Origin of the sequence: Pantoea phytostimulans, assembly GCF_046118715.1 — a bacterium.
Classification (GTDB): Bacteria; Pseudomonadota; Gammaproteobacteria; order Enterobacterales; family Enterobacteriaceae; genus Pantoea; species Pantoea phytostimulans.
Genome location: NZ_CP173700.1, coordinates 317,242 through 339,137, shown reverse-complemented (window position 1 = coordinate 339,137; position 21,896 = coordinate 317,242). Strand labels below are relative to the sequence as shown.

Genomic DNA, 21,896 nt, shown 5'->3' with positions numbered 1-21,896 from the left:
GATGATATTGATGATTGACGGTGTTGAACTGCAGTTCGTGCTAAGCCCTGATGTTCTGGCCGCTGGCAGCTTAAGCTTACCCTGGTCGTCAGAAACCTCGGGTAACTTTGATCAGTTGGTCATTACAGTGAGAGACTTGGCCGGAAATATTTCTCCCAGCAGAACACTGGAAAAAAACAGCGCAATTTTGCATCAGGAGGATTTTGAGACGCAGCCGTCAATCACATTCAGCGACGGCCAAACTTTTAATTTCCCGGGCTTCGATGTTAATGTCATTAATGCTGCTTCTGGAGGATTTTTCATGGGTATCCCCAACTGGGAAACCCCTGCTCCAACAATGGCTTTGACCTTTTTTGGAGGGATGAAAATTGAACTAGCCCTGCCAACTGCTGATAGCGATTATATCTCGTTTACGGCGGGTGACTTTAATAATACAGAACAGTTTACTGTGGTGTTTTATGACCACCTCGGCCGTGAAGTTGATCGTCAGGTCTTATCGCCTTCAGGTGGATCAATCCAGGAAATAAGGGCGACAGTTCCCTACGGTAAGACGTTTTCCAAGGTCAGCCTTGAATTGGATTCGTCTGGCGTTTGGATTGATAATATCGTTATGGGTAAAACAGACTACAAACTGGCAGCAGTCACAAGTTTTGACCTCAGCCCGCTAAGCAACAATGCTTCTGACGTAAACGATGAGTCTTATAAGGCGTTCGACTTACGTCTGGCAAGTTCCCCTGAACCTGCTGTGCAGGATATGCCGCTAAAAGTTGAAAGCACAGGCAATCTAGCGATCCATGACTTAGTCAATAGTGATCGCAGCATTGATTCCTGGAGCGACGACATGGCTAATGCCTCGCATAAACCGGCAGATATAGCTCAAGCAGCGGTGAGTTCATTTAGCTTTGAATGTGACTATGGCAATGAGACCGCAATTTCGCTCAATACGGGTGCTCTTATCAATCTTGAACAGCAGAATATCAACACGATCAGTTTGAACCTGGAGGACGTACTCTTCACCGGCGGCAATGATCTGTTTATTGAGGACGGCAAAACACAGTTAATGGTCACAGGGGAGCCAGGGACTGAACTGAAACTGAATGATTTGCTTCCCGATGGCAGCGACAGCGGCGAGTGGAGCAGTGTCGGGAATGTGAAAGTGGCCGGTGTAGAGTATGCCGTGTATGGACACAGCAACCAGGCGACAGAAATATTAGTGCAACTGGGCCTCAACATCACGCTGGATAATAACTAACTTTAACCCTGTAGACGTATCATCCGTGGTGCGTCTGCCAAAAAAAACGCACTAATTTTTCGCTTATCTGGCTGTAACGATCAATTAAAACCGGCCACTGATATAGACACATTGATGTGATCGGCCTTTACTCATCCGGCGATCTGCTTCTCAGCCGAGAATGCCATTTTTTTAGATTATAAAAACTGTCGATATAATCAATGACGTTTACAACATTAAATAGCACCGATAATTAAAGTGCGCATAATCAAGATTATGTTAAATAATGGATTTGCAGTTTAACACGAACCCAGCGAATCTCATCGCCAGCTATTCAGCATGTTAACTCAACACACCCTTTTCTTTTTTAATTATGAGGCATGATATTAGCGTTGCGGCTAATGAAGCTTTAGGGCGTAACTGTGCAAAAGTTTTATTTAGCGATGGACGGCACTACCGCTCAAATATGATTCAGACGAATTGAGAATCGCATCTTAAGTGGGCAAAGCTGAAGGTGAAATCGGCCAGACTATTATGGTCGCGTTTAAATTGATTAATCGCAGCTCCCATCATCTATACAGGCAATACATCTGCCGTTTGATAAAACAATTTTGATCATCCAAGGCGAAGAGTCTTGGTCATTCAACGACATATGAATCTTAATGTAATAACAGTCAAAAATTTGCGTTTTCACACTCTAAATAATTTTTCTTCGTTTCCAATAACCATGCCCAACAGAGATAGAAACAAAAACCGTTTCTTCCGAGTATTCAGGGGCCGGCTGGCATTCTTTATGATTTTAACGACGGCGCGCGCGTGCTGCTGCCAGAGGGACGCTGGCGCGTTGCCCTATTGGACGACGATTCGGGCAATATCCTGTTTCACTGTGAGTCAGGTGCCGGCTGGGTAACGTCAGCAAAAAAATATTTTATCCGCTTTCGCATTCAAGTCTGGCGCGGCGATGAAACACTCCCTCTGCTGGATGAAGTTCTTTCGCTGAAAGATCGCGATGTCCTGATTTCCTTTCCCGTCGGCACGCTGGGTGACCTGCTGGGCTGGTTTCACTACGCTGAACGCTTCCGCCTTCAGCACGGATGTCGGCTTGAGTGCAGCATGGCACAGAACATCATTACGCTGCTGGAAGAACAATATCCTGATATTCGATTCTCCGTGCCGTCCGCCGCTATGCGCTCACCCTACGCTACCTATCGAATCGGCCTGTTCTTTGGCGGCAACGATACGCACCAACCTGTGGACTTCCGTCAAACAGGCTTCCACCGCATCGCCGGACATATCCTCGGGGTCGATCATCGGGAAGAAGCGCCACGCCTGAACCTTAGCGCCACGCGTACCATTGCTGAGCCCTACGTCTGCATTGGTGTGCAATCCACCTGCCAGGCGAAGTTCTGGAATAACGGCAGAGGCTGGGCTGAGGTTGTCACGCATTTAAAAACGCTGGGCTATCGGGTCCTTTGCATTGACCGCGACCCTACTACCGGTCAGGGATTTGTCTGGAACCATATCCCCTACGGTGCTGAAGACTTTACCGGAAACCTCCCGTTGCAGGCGCGAGTAGACCTGCTCAGACATGCCAGCTTTTTCATTGGGCTTGCCAGCGGGCTTTCCTGGTTGGCATGGGCAGCACAAATCCCGGTGGTGCTCATCAGTGGTTTCAGCCTGCCAGGCGCTGAATTCTATACCCCCTGGAGGGTGTTCAGCAGCCACGGATGCAGCGGCTGCTGGGACAGCCTTAACGAAAAATTCGATCACCAAGACTACTTTTGGTGCCCCCGGCACAAGGGGACAGAACGACAGTTCGAATGCACTCGGCTGATAACCGGGAAACAAGTAAACGGCGTGATTGATCGTCTCAATGCGCAGCTGCGTGAAAACGGAAACATTCACTAAATAAAACCCCTGCGTGAACAGAGCTTTCACGTATGGCAACAAAAATTTTAAGAGGCATGGGCATGAATAAGGCATACAGGATTGTTTGGAGCGCGGCGCGGCAGGCGTGGTTAGTGGCATCGGAGCGCGCCGGATGTGGCGGTTGTCCACAAATGGCTGTGAAACGGATAACCGCTACGCTCTTACTGCTGGGCGTAGCGGGTGCCGCTGCAGCGACGACATACAGTGGCACGACAGTGACAACCGGCAGTCCACTTACGCTTAACAGCGGGGACATCGCCGACGAAGTTTCGGTCACCAACGGTGGCAACCTGAACGTCAATAATGGTGGGCTGGCCAGTAGCAGCAGTGTTGGTGGTGGGAACCTCTCCAACATCATCGTCAACAGTGGTGGTCGTACGGTTTCCACTGTCGTGAACGCCTCTGGCAGGGAATATGTCAACAGTGGCGGCAGCGCCACTTCCACCACCCTCAATGGCGGAGCACAGATTGTTTACGTGGGAAGTCTTGTTTCAGGAACCACAGTGAATACAGGACAACAGGAAGTCTACGGTAACGTCACGTCCACTTTGGTTAATTCAGGCGGAAGTCTCCTGGTTCTTGGCGGTTCAACACAGTCCACGCAGGTCACTTCAGGCGGCAGGGAATACGTCTTAAGCGGATCATCAACATCAGCCTTGATCGGAGCCTGGGGCTATCAGACAGTGACTAGCGGGGCCAGTGCTGTTTCAGCGGTGGTGGAAGGCGGCACACAGCAGATTTATGGTACTGCAACCGATACTACAGTGAAGTCTGGCGGTGTCCAGTATGTCTATAACGGTGGCTCGGCTACCGGCACTCAGATCGAATCGAACGCTGCACAAGGTATTTACGGCACAGTCACTTCCACCCAGGTACATTCCGGGGGAGCGCAATATGTTTACGAAGGAGGTACTGCCGATCGCAGCACCGTAAACGATGCAGGCTATATGTCCGTCTATAGTAGTGGTTTTGCCTCTGAAGCAACCATTGAGTCTGGTGGCACCCTTTATGCGATGGATGGCGCTACCGCCACTGGATTAGTCATGAATTCTGGTGCGACTCTTATTACCAGTACCGGCGCAACGCTTAACGGATCTAATGCGCTTGACGATTTTTACATCAGCGCTGGCCAGGCTAAAAACCTGCTGCTTGAGAATAATGGTTCTCTCTATGTAGGCGCTGATGGCTCTGCAACTGGCACGATCGTTAATCAGGGCGGCGTAGAGTATGTACAAGGTAACGCATCCGGTACTGTAGTTAATACTGATGGTCTGCAACAGGTCTACCAGAGTGGCACCGCTACCGGCACGCTCGTCAATGCCGGTGGTCAACAGAATGTTTACGGTACGGCTATTGCTACCACCGTTAACTCAGGCGGCGCGTTGTCTGTCTTCAACGGTGGCGTTGCCTCTCAGGCCACGATTAACAACGGCGGTTCGTTGTCGGTCAGCAGCGGCGGTACAGCTACAGATACTACCGTTCAGGCCGGTGGACTGCTTAATATTGCCGACGGCGGCATTCTGACCCTGGCCGGCAACAGTTTTGTTAACAACGGGGTCACGACTTACGATACCAGCAGTGGCGTGACATTGAACACCAACCTGTCTGGAAGCGGGGAGCTTACCAAGAATGGCAGCGGTACGCTTACGCTTGGCGGAACTTTCAGTCAGTCACAGCTTAATCTGAATGCAGGCTCCCTGGTCATGGACGGCCTTCAGGCCGACACGAATATTGTGGCGTTGTCCGGCACATCGCTTTCGCTGGTCAATAGCGCCAGCCTGACCGGTATCATTGATCCGACGGATGTGAACATCGACAGCAGCAGTACCTGGAATATTACTGGCGACTCTTTGGTCGATAATCTGACCAACGCGGGCAGCATTGTTTTTGTTCCTTCACAGGGGGCTTTCACGCCACATACGCTGACCGTAACTAACCTTATTGGTAGCGGCGGAACCATTACGCTTAACACCGTAGTCGATGACAGCAGTTCGCCAACAGACAAACTGGTCATAGACGGTGGCCAGGCGACGGGCAATACCGGCCTTACGGTGCTGAACCGAGGCGGACTGGGTGCGCGGACGACCGGCAATGGTATAACCTTGGTTAGCGCTATTAATGGCGCCACGACAGATGCAAATGCATTCAGCCTGAATAGGCCGATGGTGGCAGGTGCCTATGAATATAGTCTGTATCGCAACGCTGATCAGAGCTGGTATCTCACCTCTGAGCAGACCCAGCAAGTCACTGAACCCACGCCACAACCCACAGAGGAAACGCCACAACCTGCTGAGCCGACACCACAACCCGCTGAGCAGAACGACGGCGCTTCGGCACCGGTCAGCGGCACGGTGAATTATCGTGACGGCATGTGGAGCTACGCCGCATTGCCTTCTCTGTCATTGGACTACGATCGCCTGGTCGCGGGCACAGCAGACACGCGCTTCCACTACGCACCGGACAGCCGGATATGGGGACGCTTGGTTGCCGGTCATCTGAGTCACTCTGATCATGGCAGCCTGACAAGTGGTGGCGTACCGGAAAGCAGCGGTGCGTACAGCTTCCTGCAAATAGGTGGCGATCTTTGGCAGTTTGCGGGCGCAAATGCTGACTGGCAAGCCGGGGTTTACGGCGCCACCGGCCTGATGCGCAATGATGTCTGGCGTGACGGCGGACGCAGTGAAGCAGGCACGGATCGCGATACAGTGTACACAGGCGGTGCTTATCTCTCTGGCCTTAGCCATGCTGGTCTGCGCGTAGATGGCCTGCTACAGGTCAGTCATCATAGTCTGTCGACAGCGTCGAACGACGGTACGCGGTTGTCTACTTCCGGTACGGGCTGGCTGGCTTCGGCGCAAGTCGGACAGGCTTTGAACGTAAGCCCTGCCTTGTCTCTTGAGCCACAGTTGCAATATACCGTGCAGGGAGTCAGCCTGGATGGTGCACAAGACGAGGCAGCATCGCTGGACTGGTCTGATAGTCGCCGTCAGTCAGTGCAGGCGGGACTGAAGATAGGTACACCAATGAATGATAAGACAAAAATGCTCTGGTGGGTCACACCATCGGTCACGCACTCGTTCGGCGCGCACAGCGGCATGTCAGCTTCAGTTCAGGGCGTGGCAGACTCGACAGCATCATTCCGTTCAGACCTGTCCGGTACCAGCGTTGGGCTAAATGGCGGGGTTAATGCGCAGATAAGGGAAAACGTCAAACTTGGCATACAGGGCGGTTGGTCAGAAGCGCTTCACGGTGGCGAGTCTGGCGGTTACTACGGCTTGGTCAATCTTGGTTATTCATTCCGATAACTTGCAGTACAATGCCGGGCGTAACTGCCCGGCATTCCGGTACTGGATCCTACAGTGCTTCCGTGCTGCTGGGTGCGACACCCAAATTGCTGGCGCTGCTTAACGCCTTAAATATCAAGATACTCAGTACGGCTTATCTATTAAGCCGATTTGAAACCTCAAAACATCATCAATTCCAGCCAGCTTCATTGCCTACGGCTCCAACCTCATTACTCTTGTCTAAAATCCAGATTACGACCATCGGCCAGATTGGCCCTCAGCGTTTGCGCAGCGATACCGTTGAATGCACGATCGCCAAAATTTGCGATAAGCATTGAGCCATCACTGAAGGTCGTTTGTTGCACCCAACCGTCCCTGTCCAACCAGCGAAACCCCGTCAGTGCCTTATCCCACAAAACCTGATGCAAAACCCGAAAGCTGTCATCTGCTTTAATAATGTCAGGCAACCTTGCTTTTAGGGTGCTTCTGCTGAGATTGAAAAGTGGTGGGGTATTGTACAGCTGGCTAAGGAGTGCGCGGGTTGTTTTGACATCACTGAATTTGAGATTATCAAAAGTCCAGTGGTGGGTGGTTATCACTGAATCATGAAAAACGGCCTGATACAGCGGCAGACGATAGCGCGGATCGAACACGACAGAACGATAGCGTGGTTTAACTGTCGCCGGGGTAAAAAAAGTAGCAGGTTGCGCGCTGGGCCACCAGGCACCCAGATAATAGGGCGACTTTTTGTTATGCCGCATATCCTTGTCACTCCAGCCAAATCCCCAGGTTTCCATTCCGTGTGCAAACATGATGTGACGCGCGGTTACGGCGTTCCCGTCTTCAGATCCCAACGGTAATTTGAGGGTATTGCTGAACCATGCCATACGCGCGTTACGGTCTGCGGCCATTTGTGCTGCACTGGTTGGATGTGCCGGCTGATAATCATCAGAAACCATGCCCGTTCCGTCGACGTCAAGAAAAAGGCTGTTTAGCCCGGCCAACCGCGTCAACTCACGCATCCTGATTTGAGAAAAAGGCAGAACACAGCCGGGGTTAAGATAGTAACCCTGCCCCCCGAACCCCGGTTTTTTAGTGCCGTCAGCCCGTATAATCGCACATTTTTCCGTTATCTCGCTGGGTAACTGAGCCGTGAGCCAGCTGTCATTAAGGCCCTGAGGTATGCCAGTATCATAGGAGTCGTAACTGGCAACCAGATACCCTGCCCCTTTTGCCAGCTTTACTGCTTGCGGGTGCATGAAAGCAGCGGTCCAGTTATCTGTTCCCAGCCACAAGCGTGATAACCCAGCCTGATGTAATGAATTAATGACCGTTTCAGACAAGCCTGGCCCCCACTGTTCCGGTGGCACAAGAAAATTCCCCAGTAATTGCTGAGCCAGCTGTTGTACTTTTACTGCCTGCTGCTGCTGTGCCACCAAAAATGACGGTTTGTCGGGGGTAGAACCCAATGGCACAAGCGCCACCAGTGCGCGGTTGATTGCTTCTGTCAGGGGCTGCTTCTGCCAGCTTTCAGGTTCACGCCCCTGCAATTGCTGCACAGTGTTCCGCTCTTCCGAGTCCATACTTTGCCAGAGACTCGCGCCTGCCGCTGACTGCAAAAAACCGATAAGACCTGGCCATTTTTTTACATCTTCCTGAGCCAATAGCGTGTTGCCCCACAAATAGATATGCGTCGCACCAATCAGTTTTTTGCCTTCCGGAGCCGTTTCAATTTTATCGTTCAGCGAACTGAATTGACCGCTCTGTTGTAGATATTCACGGTAACGAATGGCACCCGACAGGGGCGTGATTCCTGCATGCAATAAAACATCAAAGGAGTGGTGCTGATTAAATTGATTGAACTCATGCGAGCTTTTCATCATTAATTGATTACTCGCCTTCGTAAACGAAACCTGGTTACTGAAGCGGGACAGAAGCAGCCAACTGTAGGTCTTTCCACTTTTCTCCAGCCCCCAAAATGGCAGTTTCAAATCGAAGTTGGTATCCAAACCGGAAAGTTCGCTGGTTAGATAGGTCATCCACTCTGCATTATCAAGGGGTATCCGGCTACCTTCCCCGATAGGCAATTGCAGCATGCTAAAATGGGAGGGCATACTGAACCAGTTAAGAGTTTGAGGGCGTGCACTGCTGATGGTAAGCCGGAGATCGTTCCCATCAGCTGTTGCCGTGATCTGAATGCGTCGATCCGGCCATCGCCAGTTCGCCTGTGTGGGAGAATTTCGGAGTTCACTGACCTTTTGTGCCTGCTGAGGGTTATTCACCACGACCTCGTCAATGCTGATTTTTAATGTGGCCGGGTCAACATTGAATAGCACCTCCCCCTGTTGCAACAGGACGGCGCTGGCAGGTGAGAGCGGAAACTGAGTTGCAATAAAAATCAGGGTGCCAAGGAATATTTTCATTAGAGTTTTCTGCAGGAGAAACGAAAGAAAGAATAGGCAATAAAGTAGAGCGTAAAAATCAAACAAAAAATTAAATCCCGACTCAATGACTCGCCGCGTTCAGTGCGTGAGCTCACACAATTGAAATATTACGTCCAGGGAAGATAAATTCTGTTTAATAAAAACATGATGCTTGTTGCCGACTGTCTGCAACCTTATTAATTTCTCAAACCAATGAATATCGGACCGCTTTTTAACGCATCCGAAAACCTGATATTTTCTTATATGCACCCTGCTACCTACCGAAGCTAATATATCACTTGGATAACCACGCCCACAGAGCGTGGTGTTAAGCAGATGATAAAATCGATTAATCGCGTTCTCCGTTCGTTATGGCATCAACGTTATGAGGGAATAACCGGATCTCTGCCGCTCGACGATGCGCTTGCATTCCTTCAGTACGACTTTGGCGAACGGCCGGTTCGGCAACGGCGGCAATTCCATGATCATCAATCCACTGGTGAGTGCAAATCTTGACATAAGCACCGACCCATAATCCTCCGGTATATCGGGCTGCTGCCATTGTTGGAAGCGTATGGTTTGTTCCGCAGCATTTGTCAGAAAATACCACGCTGGCATTTTGCCCAATAAATAACGAACCATAATTGCGGATTTTACTGGCGGTTGCGTGTGGATCACGCGTGTGCACCTGGAGATGTTCGGTAGCAATATAATCGGCCCAGGCAATGAGCTGCGCTTCATCACGGCAGATAACAATTTCCCCCTGGCGTTTCCAGGCTTCGCCTGCAGTAGCCGCTGTTGGCAAATTCCTGAGCTGACGCTCAATTTCTGCCAGCGTTTCGTGGGCAATGTGCGGGCTGGTGGTTGCCATGCCTACACGGGTGTGCACATCATGTTCAGCCTGAGCCAGAAGATCAGCGGCTAAGATTCGCGGATCGGCACTTTCATCGGCGACCACGTAAATTTCGCTTGGGCCAGCCAAAGCATCAATGCCTACTTTGCCGAATACCTGACGCTTAGCTTCGTTAACGAAGGCGTTTCCGGGTCCAACAACTTTATTGACTTCCGGGACAGATTCTGTGCCCCAGGCCATCGCTGCAATTGCCTGCGCGCCACCGACCTTAAAAATGCGATGCGCACCCGCAAGATGGCAAATAGCAATCATAGCCGGATGCGCACCCGGTGGCAGGCAGGCAATTATCTCATCGCATCCCGCCACTACTGCCGGGACAATCGACATCACGGGTGCAGATAAAATGGGATAGCGCCCGCCGGGTATATAGCAGCCCACGGTTTGGATAGGGATAATACGATGTCCCAAATGCACACCCGGCAGCGTTTCAATCTCAAGCGGTTGCAGGGTTGCCAATTGCGCTTGGGCAAAACGCTTGACCTGGGCAATAGCAAACTCGCTGTCCTTGCGGGTTTGCGGATCAAGATCTGCGAGCGCGCTCGCAATCTCGTTTGGTGATACTTCGAAATTATCTGGGGTTGTTTTATCGAATTTCGCCGAGTAGTCGCGCAATGCGGCGTCGCCACGTTCACGTACTTGCTCAATAATCGTTTGTACTGTCTTGCTGAGCGTTTGGTCTGCCTGCACGTCTTGCCCCTGCGGGCGTTTGATATATTCAATATCCGCTTCAGAAATCATGCCCATTTATTACTCCTCCATTTGTCCCAGTTTGATTTGCGCCAGCATGGCCAGATGGTCATATACCACCCATTCATCAACGATTTTGCCGTTGATAATGTGATAGTGAGACATGCCCATCACGAACAGACGTTCACCGGTGGGTTTGCCTAACTCGCCGTAACCCAAGTGATGGCCTTCCATAATCCAGCGAATTGCCACTTTCGTACCGCCTTCATCACAGGGATTGGAGCAAATGTGTTGCGGCATCCACGCACCATCTGGGATCATGCCAATCAGTGCCAGCGTCTGGTGGATCACCGCTGCCTGACCGTATAACTCTTTCATTAATGGGCCATGCCACTGCACAGTCGGTGCGTAAACCTCTTTAATTTTACCGAGCATGCGGCGGTTATAGATTTCGTGCAGCCAGCGTAAGCACTGTTCTTCTGTGTCAGTGTGGGCAATGGAAATATCGCATTCCATTTCCGGTGGGTACTGCCCCAACATACGACGATTCTCGCCAATATCTGTGACACGAAAGCCTTTATCAAACTGCTCTTTGGCCATGCTATAAGCTACCGCGTCAGTATCCAGACCGAGTTGTCGCATCATCGACATGTTGTCGCTCACTACCCACTCGCGATAGATTTTGTTCTCGTAAATCATGCAGTCCGCCACCGTGCGGGTTACATATGTACGATTAGTCGGTTTACCAAGATGGCTATACTGCGTATGGCGACCACTGCCGGTCACCAGATGCGAAGTATAAAATCCTTCAACGTCGTTGCCGTTCCAGATAACCTGCGTCGCCATCCCGCGACGTTCTGGAAAAGCAATGAGGCGTTGCAACGTATCCTGAACCACTTGCTCGCGGGTATACATGGTGCCGAGCGCGTTATATAAAACGCAGTTGTGCGTATAATGTGTATAAATTAATCCGACATCACGTTCATCCCATATTTTATGCGTGCAGCGCACAATGTAATCGACAATATCGGTATAGCAATCATCGAAGCCTCTTAATGACTGAACGCGGGGGCGCTTTTCTGGGACGAGATCAATAAAGTCACGTCGCTCTACTTGTAATACAGGTTCATCTCGGTTCGATTTTACAGTGCTTTTATCTGAAATTACCGGGGCTTTATTCGTGGTTTCAGTTGAAGACATATGAACTCCTGCTTTATATAAGTGCATGGTGGTTATTTACAGTGACCATTGTTTAGCGGTAAAGAAAGCCCTCACCTACCAATGGTGATAATGTTTAATTTAAATATTCAGACAGCAGGAATACCTGATAAATTAATTACCAAAATCAGATATTCTATTTTTTTTCGGGGAATAATATCCCCGACATTAAGTTTGCAAGATTAATTCAGGATTTGTGACCAAATAGCTAATTCATCAATACCAAGGTATTCACGAATAATTAAACCATCGCGTAACTCAAGTTGGGTGATTCCGGTAATAGAAATTGGACGCCGTGTGGGTACACCAAATTTGCCATACCCGTCGTGCCAGGTAAGCATTGACCAACGCAGCGACAGACGTACCGGCTCATTGGCATCACGACGGACCACAAGATGATGCAGTTGCGTTTCGTTATCGGCGAATGAAGCGCGATAACCGGAAAGAAAACCGCCAATATCCTGCTCGCCGGTACGCAAAACATGGCCGGGTCCAAAGAGGGTCGCTGCGGGATGATAAAGACCCGGCACGACACCGCTATTGCCACCTGCCCACATCGATAAATAACGTTCTATCAGACCAGCCAGCGGACCTTCAACATCATCGCCTTCTGGCCCACCTGCCCAGCGGGCATCCATCTCTTCTGCAGTGACATTTTCCAGTCCAGCCTCACGGCGGCCGTTGGCGAGATGCTGGGCAAATTCCCGCACATTCAAGCCAATTTGCGAGACGATGGCGGCTCTGTCTTGTAGCAGCCATTCCTGTCGCACTGCGCCTTCAGCGCAAACGCGATCGGCCCAGGTTCGCAACCAAACCGATTTTCCGCTTGGTTTACCAAAGAATCCCTCGCCCTGATGCTGAATACAGGCCAGCGTACGTTGGGCGGCGTAATATTCATATTGTGGCGTGTGCGTACACAAAATATCTTCGGTTAATACCGTGCGTTGCGGAAAGCTGTGCATGGCTTCCAGTGTCAGACGCATAAACTGTGAGAGGTCGTTTAGCTGCTTTTCTGGCGTATGAAAAACCACTGGCGTTGCATAAAAATCCGCCAATTGGCCAATATCTTTTTGCTCCCAAACCTGATGGGTCAGCGTCAGAATAAACTGCTGTATAGAATCAAACTGAGGGCTAAAGCCCGGCAACCTGGTCATTCAACCTCCTGCGGTTTGAAGAGAGACAGCCCGTCTTTTTCAATAATGCCAAACTGTGGACGCCTTGCAGAATGGCGCACCACCAGTACACCAGGAACAACAACCTGTTCCGGCTCAATATTTTCACTCTCAATTTGTTTCATCAACAGCGCTATGGTGGCATTGACCATGGCATTGACGGGCTGTGAAGCAGACGTCAATGCATAAGAAGGCCAACCCGAAGGACCGGTATCGTCATAGCCGATTACGGACAGATCTTCAGGAATACGCAGGCTAAATTCGAAACGGGCGACATCCATTACCGTCAACGCCATATGATCATTTGCAGCGAAAATGGCATCCGGCGGCTGCGGCGAGGAGAATAATGCACAAGCCGCTTGTGCGGTCTTCTGCGCATCATAATCACCTTGCACGACGCGAATATCCTGAATTCCGTGGCTGTGTAAGGTATTAACAAATGCATTCTGCCGGGCCAGGTTGACCGAAGAATCCGCCAGCCCAGCAACGTAAGCGAAACGTTGATGCTGACCTGCGATCAAAAACTCGGCAATCTGCTGGGCGGCCGCCTCGTTGTCCGTATTCACGCTTGATGCAGTGGTATTTTCTTCACTGCGATTAAACATCACGACAGGAATACCGGCGGCGAGGCACTCATCAGAAAGCTCGATCGACAACGAAACTGAGGCCAGCACAATGCCGTCTACTCGATATTGCATAATTTGGTCAAAAATTCGGTCAGCATTTCCATCGCGATCACCAACAAACAGCAGCAAGTGGTAGTTCAGTTCATCTAATTTTTGTGCCAGTGCTTCCAGTACCTGCGGATAAAACTGATTATCGAAATAGGACATCACCACACCGACAATGCGCGAACGTGCGGTATTCAGTGAACGGGCAATTGCATTTGGTCGATAACCCAGTTCGCGTGCAGCCTGCAGTACTTTTTCACGCGTGGCTGGCGAAATGCTGGCGCCTGGCGTAAATGTTCGAGATACCGCCGATTGTGATACACCCGCGATCTGCGCCACCTGCTGCGATGTCACCGGCCCAAAAGTCTTACGTTTCATTGCTACTCTTCCTTATCTACATTCCGCAACGATAATCATCCTGTTTAAACAAAGATTTAAATGAGTGCAATGAGGTTCAGGACAATCCCCTACCCAGCATATTACTCTTCCGTTGACGTGCCTGTTTTTTATACTTACACCATTCTTGCATGCGTATGCAAGCGGCCAAATTATTTTTTTCACATTTACATTATCAGGGTTTACAAAACTGAAACCTTTCCGTAACGTCGGACTTTGAATACGTATGCATATGATAAAAAAACGCCGTCAGTTTTACCGGTTACGCGAAATCGCAATCAACGATTTCACCGGTTAATGCCGTACTTGATTGGTTATAACCCATTAATCTTCAAGAGGTTCACCGCCATGTTTCGTGCACTGTTTAGACGACCTGAAGTCAGTTTGTTTTTTACTATTAGCGTACTTTTCTTTATCTGCATCCACAGTATTGATGCGTTCCTTGCACCGATGTTGATTACCGAAGGAATGCAACCTGAAGTGGTGGGAATGATTATGGGTGCCAGCGGATTAGCGACGCTGCTTGTTCGTTTCCCCATTGGAATATTGTCGGATGTCGTAAGAAGCCGGAAAATTTTTATTCAGTTTAGCCTGCTGTTGCCCCTGGTGACCTGGCCGATTGCTTACTTCGAACCCAGCGCCGTGACGCTGTATCTCGCAAAGGCCGCAGATGGTTTTACTGCTGCAACCTGGGTTCTCTATAACATTCTGTTCATTCGTTATTTTGATAAAAAAGAGGCACCTGCTGCCGTCGCTTTACTGGCGCTGGCTGGCCCCTTGGGTGTGTTCATCGGTAACTGTATTGGCGGGGTGTTGATTCACTACTTCGACAAAAACATCAGCTACTTCATCTCCAGTGTCTCGGCACTTCTGGCGCTGATTCTGACATTTCGTATTAAGGAGTTTCACGATGCAGCCCGTGCGCCTACGTTAAAAGCGTGTTTAAGCAGCGCAAAGCGCCAGCTATCAGATTCCTCAGTATGGTTTATCGGCCTGCTGGCCACCATTGTGATATTGGTGCCCTTTGCTACCCGAGATACTTTAACCCCGATTTATGCCCAGCAACTTGGCGCGCAGGCCATTGTCCTCACCCTGCTCAGTAATCTGCATCTTATTTTCTACGCACTGGCTATTGGATTGTGCAGTTCCGTTTTCTACAAACGCCTGGGTTTAGTGAATACCGCAGTGATTGGTATTTCCCTACAGGTTATTTCCACTATTGGCATCCCCTTCACTACGAATATGTACATCATCTATTTGTGGCAGGCGATGGCGGGTTTCTCGTTCGGCATGGCTTTCGCCGTATTCATGTCATTGAGCGTGGTCAATACCGTTGAGTCGGAACAATCCACACGAATGGGGTTATTTCAGACGATTTACTCCTGCGGTATGTTTATCGGACCCGTTGCGATGGGTTTTATGTTGCAGCACATTAATTTAGCCTCCGGCTATCTCATGATTGGCGCGCTTTGCGTGGTGGCTGCCCTATTGACGCCGCTAGCCGTACGAAGTGTTAATCAGCGGCAGGTAAATGTTCAAAGCGATAAAGCACCCATAATCTCAGGCGCACAGGATTATGCGAATAAGATTTAACTGCACTGTTCATATTTAACTTTCTCTTTAATTAACGCTTTTCCCTTCACCCATTTCACTGGGCGGGACAGTCACGTACTCATTAGGAGAGGACAACGTCATGGCGCACTATTTAAAAACCAGTAAATCATTATCTGAACGCCAACAGGCTAATAAACAGATCAGTATTGTTGTTGAAAATACGCTTGCAGATATAGAGCAACGCGGTAATGAAGCGATACGCGAATTATCCATTAAGTTTGATAATTATGATCGTCGCGATTACCGTTTGTCGCAGCAGGAAATTAATGCCTGCATCAAGCAATTAAGCCGTCAGGATATTAAAGATATTGAGTTTGCCCAGCAGCAGGTTTTTAATTTTGCCAGTGCGCAAAGAAATTGCCTGACCGATCTCGAAATTGAAACGCGTCCCGGCGTTATTCTCGGCCATAAAAATATCCCTATTAATGCGGTGGGCTGTTACGTGCCCGGTGGAAAATATCCACTGCTGGCTTCTGCGCATATGTCGATTATCACTGCTAACGTTGCTGGCTGTTCGCGCATTATTAGTTGTGCACCTCCGTTTAAAGGTCAACCCGCTCCGGCAATTGTGGCGGCACAGGCGATGGCGGGTGCAACTGAGATCTATGCGTTAGGTGGCATTCAAGCAATTGGTGCGATGGCGCTGGGCACTGACACCATTGCGCCTGTGGATATGCTGGTCGGCCCAGGCAATGCGTTTGTAGCCGAAGCTAAACGCCAGTTATTTGGCCGCGTCGGGATCGATCTGTTTGCTGGGCCAACGGAAACATTAATCATCGCCGATGAAAGCGTGGATGCTGAAATCTGTGCCACCGACCTGCTAGGTCAAGCCGAACACGGCGTTACTACGCCTGCCATTTTACTGACGAATTCACTACAACTGGCGCAGGAAACCTTGCGTGAAGTTGAACGTTTACTGGAAAAATTGCCTACGGCTGAAATAGCCCGTCAGGCCTGGCGCGATTATGGCGAAGTGATTGTTTGCAGTAGCTATGAAGAGATGCTGCAGGAAGCTGACCGTATTGCATCGGAACATGTACAGGTAATGACCTCCCGCGACGACTGGTTTCTTAGCAACATGACCAACTATGGCGCATTGTTTCTTGGCCCTCGCACCAATGTAGCGTATGGCGACAAAGTGATCGGCACCAATCATACCCTTCCAACCCAAAAAGCGGCACGTTACACCGGCGGACTATGGGTTGGAAAATTCATGAAAACCTGCACCTGGCAAAAAGTCCTGAGTGATGAAGCAACGACAGAAATTGGCAGTTACTGTTCGCGCTTGTGCCAGTTAGAAGGGTTTTCAGGTCATGCTGAACAGGCCAATATTCGCGTACGCCGCTACGGCAAAAAAGAAGTGCCTTATGCAGGCTCGGTTCCGGCGGCAGAGAGCGAGAAAGCCTTATGAGGATGGCATTTCCTCGCACTCCGACGTTCCGTCTCGATCACTGTCGGGCATTAGTTACCGGCGGCTCTCGAGGTATTGGCTTTGCTGCGGCGATAGCGCTGGCGAGTGCGGGTGCAGAGGTATGGATCATGGCGCGCCAGGCAGATCAACTTCACGACGCCGTAAAAAGTGCCGCAGCAGAAGGCTTGCGACTTAACAGCGTGACGCTGGATATTACCGATACAGCGCGCGTCAGCGAGGTGCTGGAAACGCTGCCCGATTTCGACATCCTGGTCAACAGCGCGGGGCTTGCACGCCATCAGCCTTTTCTTGAGGTCAGCGAAGCGAATTTTGACGCAGTGATGGCGTTGAACTTACGGGCAACTTTTTTTATCAGCCAGCAGGTTGCTCAGCGCATGAAAATGCGCCAAATCGCGGGTTCAATCATCCATATCTCCTCACAAATGGGGCATGTCGGTGGCCCAGAACGCAGCGTTTATTGTGCATCCAAATTCGCGCTTGAAGGGTTAACGAAAACCATGGCGCTGGAGCTTGGCGAGTTGGGTATTCGCGTAAACACGTTATGCCCGACATTTATTGTTACCGAGTTGTCTCGCGCCAATCTGGCTGATGCCGCTTTTAATCGTTATGTGCTGGATAACATCAAGCTGAATAGAGTGGGCACGCTGGAAGATATTATGGGACCCGTCGTTTTTTTGGCGTCGCCTGCTTCAGCGCTCATTACCGGAACGTCGCTGATGGTTGACGGCGGATGGACGGCAACATGAAGACGGCACCCTTACTGGAAAATCATAACGCGCCGCTGGTGCTGCTTAGCGGAACCCTGTGCAATGATCGGTTGTGGCAGCCGGTGACAGAACAGCTCAATGTCAGTCACGTTCGCTGTTATAGCCTCAATAATGCCGACTCCGCTCATGCGCTTGCAAATGAGCTGCTTGACGTTTTGCCTTTGCGCTTCTGCTTAGCGGGGTTTTCTCTGGGTGGCATTGTGGCCTTGCACATGCTGGCTCTGGCACCAGAGCGCATTGCGAAGCTGGCGCTTTTATCCGTTAATCCGTTTCGCGACGCGCCCGATAATGCAGAGAGGCGCCGTGCTGCCGTACGCGAAGCGGCTAATCAAGGTATGACGCGCTGGCTCACTGACACATTGTGGCCGCGCTATGTTGCTCCTCATCGTCTAAATGACACATTGCTTTATCGTACCGTTGTCCAGATGGCCGAGGAGAGCGGGCTCGAAACTTTAGCGCGCCAAACAGAAGTGGCTATTTCTCGTGAAGATCACCGCCAATTACTCGCCTCATTTGCTGCACCCACCTTAATTCTTAACGGCGCGCATGACGTTATATGCACGCCACAACATCACCTGGCTATCGCCAAGGCCGTACCGCATGCACGTTGGATAACCTTACCTGAATGCGGCCATTTCTTACCCCTCGAAGCGCCTCAACAGGTGGCTAACTTCATGCGCAACTGGATACAGGAGTCACAATCTTGAGAAAAAATCCGCTGAAAGCAGCCTTTTGTCAGCAGCAACCCATTATCAACGGTTGGCTGGCTATTCCTTCAGGTTACAGCGCCGAAATCGCCGGACATCAGGGCTACGATTCTGTCACCGTCGATATGCAGCATGGCATGATCGATTTTGCCAGCGCACTGTCAATGCTACAGGCAATTTCCGCCACGCCTGCAACGCCGCTGGCGCGTGTCAGTAACAATGATCCGGCACACATCATGCGCATGCTTGACGCCGGTGCCTGGGGAATTATCTGCCCGATGATATCCACCGCTCAGCAGGCGGAACAATTTGTCTCGGCATGTCGCTATCCGCCGCTGGGCAATCGATCTTTTGGCCCGGCACGCGCACTGCTCTATGGCGGCAAAGATTATCCGCAGCATGCCAATGAAGAGATCCTGACGCTGGCAATGATTGAGACGCGCGAAGCACTGGATAATTTAGATAGCATTCTCGATACCAATGGGCTGGACGGGATTTTTATCGGCCCCAATGACCTTTCTCTAACGCTTACCGGCAGTGCGAGTGCCGAGTCTCAGCATCCCACGATGCTGGCTGCCATAGAGCACGTATTGAACCGCTGCCGTGCGCATAAAAAACTTGCTGGAATCTTTTGCACATCGGGTCAGGCTGCGGCTCATCGCCTGACGCAAGGCTTTCATTTTGTCACTCCCGCTAATGATGTGATGCAGCTCGGCGCTGCTGCCCGCACTGCCATCGCATTAACGCGAGGGGAAACACCGCCTGTCAGCGGATCATCTGGATATTAATGGGAGAGAAAAATGCAAAACGTAACTCTGACTCAACAAGAAGCACATCGCCGTTTAGTCCGACCTGAAGATCGCGTGTCTTGCAGCGTAGCGTTTATTGACTGCAAACTGCCGGGCTCACATCTTAAGCAGAACTACTCTTTTATTGGGCCTGGCGTCACGCAGTCAGCGTCTCAGGTAGTCAACATTCCAGAACCGCATGGTTTTAACATTGGTGCCGCTGCGATGCCGAAAGGTGTGACTAACAACCTGCATCTGCATTTTACTGCTGAGGTATTCCTGATCCATGAGGGCAGTTGGCGCTTTCGCTGGGGTGCGAATGGCGAGCATGAAGCGGAATTTAGTGCGCCAGCCATTTTGTCGATCCCTACATGGATTTTCCGTGGTTTTACTAACGTGAGTCCGCAAGATACCAGCGGCATGGTATTTACCGTGCTGGGCGGTAATAACACCGGCGGCATTATTTGGCATCCGTCGATTTTAGAGGCCGCGCGTGAATATGGCTTGTACCTCAGTCGCGACAATATGCTTATTGATCTTGAGGCGGGCGATGTCCTCCCCGATAAAGCCGATCTGCTGCAACCTTTGGGCGCAGAACATATCGCTGCGCTGCGTGACTATTCTATAGAAGAGATGAGCCAACGGGCAGTCACTGGCGATCAGCGTAAATGGTCCGAAAATGCCTTGCTGGATTCCATCTTACCGGGGCACGGTGGCGAATTGGCACCGGTTATCGGTTATGGGCTGTCGCAAGACCGCAACAGCGCACCACCCATCCACAATCCACATGGATTCACCGTTGAGTGGTTGCGCATTCAGGATCAGCATCGTGTTGGTTTGCATTGCTGCCAGGATATTCAGGTGCTGATGGTGTTCAAAGGTACGCTGGAAGTGACCTTTAATCGCCGAGGTGAGGAGGTCACGATCATGGCAGAAGAAGGATCAGTGATTTCAGTGCCTGCCGGCAGTTGGCGCCAATATCGCGCCCTTGATGGCGTAATGGAAGCGACGCTAACGACTCAAGGCGATCAGCGCAAAAGAGTCATCTGGGATCAAGAGATCATCAAGCAAGCGCTGGAGATGGATTGCTGTCTGGATCCAGATGGATACGTGGCCAAGGCCAGTTTATTGCCTGCTACAGCCCGCCGCGCCGGTGAGAAAATAGCTTATGCTGACTAGCCGAGCTGTGTTCATTCTGAATTTCAGCTGAAAATGTTCGCGTAACTGCTCTGAGATAAGCAGTTACGCGGTTAATAAGAGCAAAAGCGTTAGCGGCGGCTGAAGCGCTGGGTGACAAAGTCAGGACCGATTACTACTCTACCCAAAAAAACCGGGAACGATTTCACATCAATCATCACTGTTTCCTCACGGGTTAAGCCCGTTCTATATGGCATGCCCCTCACGCTTTATCCAAACCATTTGAGACTAAAGCGTTGGGCAGATTGTGAGAATGCATTTTCTGCCTGATACTTTATTTCTACCCCTTTAACTGCATTTTCAATTGACTGAATACATTGAGAAAAAACAAACCTTTTTTCTTCACCCATTGAGTGCTTCGGGACCTGTTCCGAGGGGACAATAATGAAAACATGGCCCAATCCTTTTATTACGCAACGCGCCGATCCTTTTATTCTGCACTGTGGGCAGGACTATTATTTCACTGCATCCGTCCCAGAATATGACGGACTTGAGATCCGCCACGCGAACACACTGGAAGGACTGCGGGAAGCCAAACCGGTTACAGTTTGGCATAAACCCGATAGCGGTCCTTTAAGTCAGCTTATCTGGGCGCCAGAAATGCATCGGGTAGATGATCGTTGGGTATTCTATTTTGCCGCTGCCCCGTCACGTGACTATGTTGATGGTCTGTTCCAGCATCGTATGTATGCCCTGCTTTGCGAAGATGCCGATCCGCTAAAGGGGCGCTGGCATTCCTGTCACCAGATTATTACCCCGCTTGATACTTTTTCGCTTGATGCTACTTACTGTCAGCATCAAGGAAGAAACTGGCTCCTATGGGCGCAAAAGAATCCCGCAGTTCCCGGTAACTCCTGTCTTTATCTGGCGGAATTGAGTAATCCCTGGACGATAAAAGGTCAGCCGCTACTGCTGTCCTGCCCTGAATATGCGTGGGAAAAGGCGGGCGCGAGTGTGAATGAAGCGCCATCAACGCTGATTCATAATAATCGTCTTTTTGTCGCCTACTCCGCAGGCGCAACCGATGAGCGTTACTGCATGGGCCTACTGTGGATTGATATTGATGCAGACCCGTTGCAGCGTAATAACTGGATAAAACTGGCTAATCCGGTATTCAGCTCGAGCTGGGAAAACAAGCAGTTTGGCCCAGGACATTGCTGCTTTACAGTGGATGAGCGAGGTCGGGATGTTTTGATTTATCACACCCGTAACCATACGGGGATGAAGGGAGATGCACTGATTGATCCGAGCCGACATACCCGTCTGAAATATTTTAACTGGCGCGCAGACGGGATGCCGGATTTTGGCTTGCCGCCAGCAGAAAACCATACCCACAAGCCGTAAGCCAGATGCCAAAATTACGTGCTGTCGTCAGTGCAGCGTGTCTCTGTGCAGACCTCTTCGATAGGGGCTACGCTATCTATGTAGCTCGTCTATTTATGAGCATTTATCAGTTTGATAATCATA

16 protein-coding genes are annotated in these 21,896 nt (G+C 50.5%); 10 read left to right on the top strand and 6 right to left on the bottom strand.

Translation table 11 applies throughout. The features are described from left to right. Nucleotides 1-10 precede the first annotated feature (10 nt). From ACF2G4_RS22195 to ACF2G4_RS22185, 3 genes are all read left to right on the top strand, one after another. Entirely contained in the window at nucleotides 11-1,252 is a 1,242-nt protein-coding gene (locus ACF2G4_RS22195; RefSeq protein WP_409076303.1) for a hypothetical protein, read from the top strand. Between the two features lie 747 nt (nucleotides 1,253-1,999). Next, a complete protein-coding gene (locus tag ACF2G4_RS22190) occupies nucleotides 2,000-3,139 on the top strand; it encodes an autotransporter strand-loop-strand O-heptosyltransferase (protein WP_409076464.1) in 1,140 nt (379 codons plus the stop codon). A gap of 62 nt (nucleotides 3,140-3,201) precedes the next feature. Next, nucleotides 3,202-6,465, top strand: coding sequence for an AIDA repeat-containing protein (locus ACF2G4_RS22185; protein WP_409076302.1), 3,264 nt, complete (start codon nucleotides 3,202-3,204; stop codon nucleotides 6,463-6,465). 209 nt (nucleotides 6,466-6,674) lie between these two features. On the opposite strand, the gene ACF2G4_RS22180 is transcribed toward ACF2G4_RS22185, so the two are convergent. The 5 genes from ACF2G4_RS22180 to ACF2G4_RS22160 all read right to left on the bottom strand — a co-directional run bounded on the left by ACF2G4_RS22180 (nucleotide 6,675) and on the right by ACF2G4_RS22160 (nucleotide 13,906). Next, on the bottom strand, nucleotides 6,675-8,867 hold the full coding sequence (locus tag ACF2G4_RS22180) for a glycoside hydrolase (RefSeq protein ID WP_409076463.1): 2,193 nt from the start codon (nucleotides 8,865-8,867) through the stop codon (nucleotides 6,675-6,677). Nucleotides 8,868-9,216: 349 nt separating this feature from the next. Continuing rightward, nucleotides 9,217-10,524: a histidinol dehydrogenase gene (gene hisD / locus ACF2G4_RS22175; protein WP_332625877.1), complete on the bottom strand. Its 1,308-nt coding sequence runs from the start codon at nucleotides 10,522-10,524 to the stop codon at nucleotides 9,217-9,219. 3 nt (nucleotides 10,525-10,527) lie between these two features. Then, entirely contained in the window at nucleotides 10,528-11,667 is a 1,140-nt protein-coding gene (locus tag ACF2G4_RS22170) for an ester cyclase (protein ID WP_409076301.1), read from the bottom strand. A gap of 200 nt (nucleotides 11,668-11,867) precedes the next feature. After that, nucleotides 11,868-12,839: a nuclear transport factor 2 family protein gene (locus ACF2G4_RS22165; protein ID WP_409076300.1), complete on the bottom strand. Its 972-nt coding sequence runs from the start codon at nucleotides 12,837-12,839 to the stop codon at nucleotides 11,868-11,870. Then, the gene (locus ACF2G4_RS22160; RefSeq protein ID WP_409076299.1) at nucleotides 12,836-13,906 is read right to left on the bottom strand and encodes a LacI family DNA-binding transcriptional regulator; all 1,071 of its coding nucleotides are present in this window, start codon (nucleotides 13,904-13,906) and stop codon (nucleotides 12,836-12,838) included. The genes ACF2G4_RS22165 and ACF2G4_RS22160 overlap by 4 nt, the downstream gene beginning before the upstream one ends. A gap of 366 nt (nucleotides 13,907-14,272) precedes the next feature. Between ACF2G4_RS22160 and ACF2G4_RS22155 the strand changes: the two genes are divergently transcribed. The 6 genes from ACF2G4_RS22155 to ACF2G4_RS22130 all read left to right on the top strand — a co-directional run bounded on the left by ACF2G4_RS22155 (nucleotide 14,273) and on the right by ACF2G4_RS22130 (nucleotide 20,411). Then, entirely contained in the window at nucleotides 14,273-15,517 is a 1,245-nt protein-coding gene (locus ACF2G4_RS22155) for an MFS transporter (RefSeq protein WP_409076298.1), read from the top strand. Nucleotides 15,518-15,617: 100 nt separating this feature from the next. After that, on the top strand, nucleotides 15,618-16,949 hold the full coding sequence (gene hisD / locus ACF2G4_RS22150; protein ID WP_409076297.1) for a histidinol dehydrogenase: 1,332 nt from the start codon (nucleotides 15,618-15,620) through the stop codon (nucleotides 16,947-16,949). 2 nt (nucleotides 16,950-16,951) lie between these two features. Beyond that, nucleotides 16,952-17,716 (top strand): SDR family NAD(P)-dependent oxidoreductase, encoded by a 765-nt coding sequence (locus ACF2G4_RS22145; protein ID WP_409076296.1) that lies wholly within the window; start codon nucleotides 16,952-16,954, stop codon nucleotides 17,714-17,716. Continuing rightward, on the top strand, nucleotides 17,713-18,444 hold the full coding sequence (locus ACF2G4_RS22140) for an alpha/beta fold hydrolase (RefSeq protein WP_409076295.1): 732 nt from the start codon (nucleotides 17,713-17,715) through the stop codon (nucleotides 18,442-18,444). The genes ACF2G4_RS22145 and ACF2G4_RS22140 overlap by 4 nt, the downstream gene beginning before the upstream one ends. Then, nucleotides 18,441-19,232, top strand: a complete 792-nt coding sequence (locus ACF2G4_RS22135) for an HpcH/HpaI aldolase family protein (protein WP_409076294.1) — start codon at nucleotides 18,441-18,443, stop codon at nucleotides 19,230-19,232. Before ACF2G4_RS22140 ends, ACF2G4_RS22135 begins: the two co-directional genes overlap by 4 nt. Nucleotides 19,233-19,244: 12 nt before the next feature. Continuing rightward, nucleotides 19,245-20,411 (top strand): cupin, encoded by a 1,167-nt coding sequence (locus tag ACF2G4_RS22130; RefSeq protein WP_409076293.1) that lies wholly within the window; start codon nucleotides 19,245-19,247, stop codon nucleotides 20,409-20,411. 227 nt (nucleotides 20,412-20,638) lie between these two features. On the opposite strand, the gene ACF2G4_RS22125 is transcribed toward ACF2G4_RS22130, so the two are convergent. Continuing rightward, a complete protein-coding gene (locus ACF2G4_RS22125) occupies nucleotides 20,639-20,779 on the bottom strand; it encodes a hypothetical protein (protein WP_409076292.1) in 141 nt (46 codons plus the stop codon). A 34-nt stretch (nucleotides 20,780-20,813) separates the two neighbouring features. Between ACF2G4_RS22125 and ACF2G4_RS22120 the strand changes: the two genes are divergently transcribed. Then, nucleotides 20,814-21,773, top strand: coding sequence for a family 43 glycosylhydrolase (locus ACF2G4_RS22120; RefSeq protein WP_243079461.1), 960 nt, complete (start codon nucleotides 20,814-20,816; stop codon nucleotides 21,771-21,773). The last annotated feature ends 123 nt before the right edge of the window (nucleotides 21,774-21,896 follow it).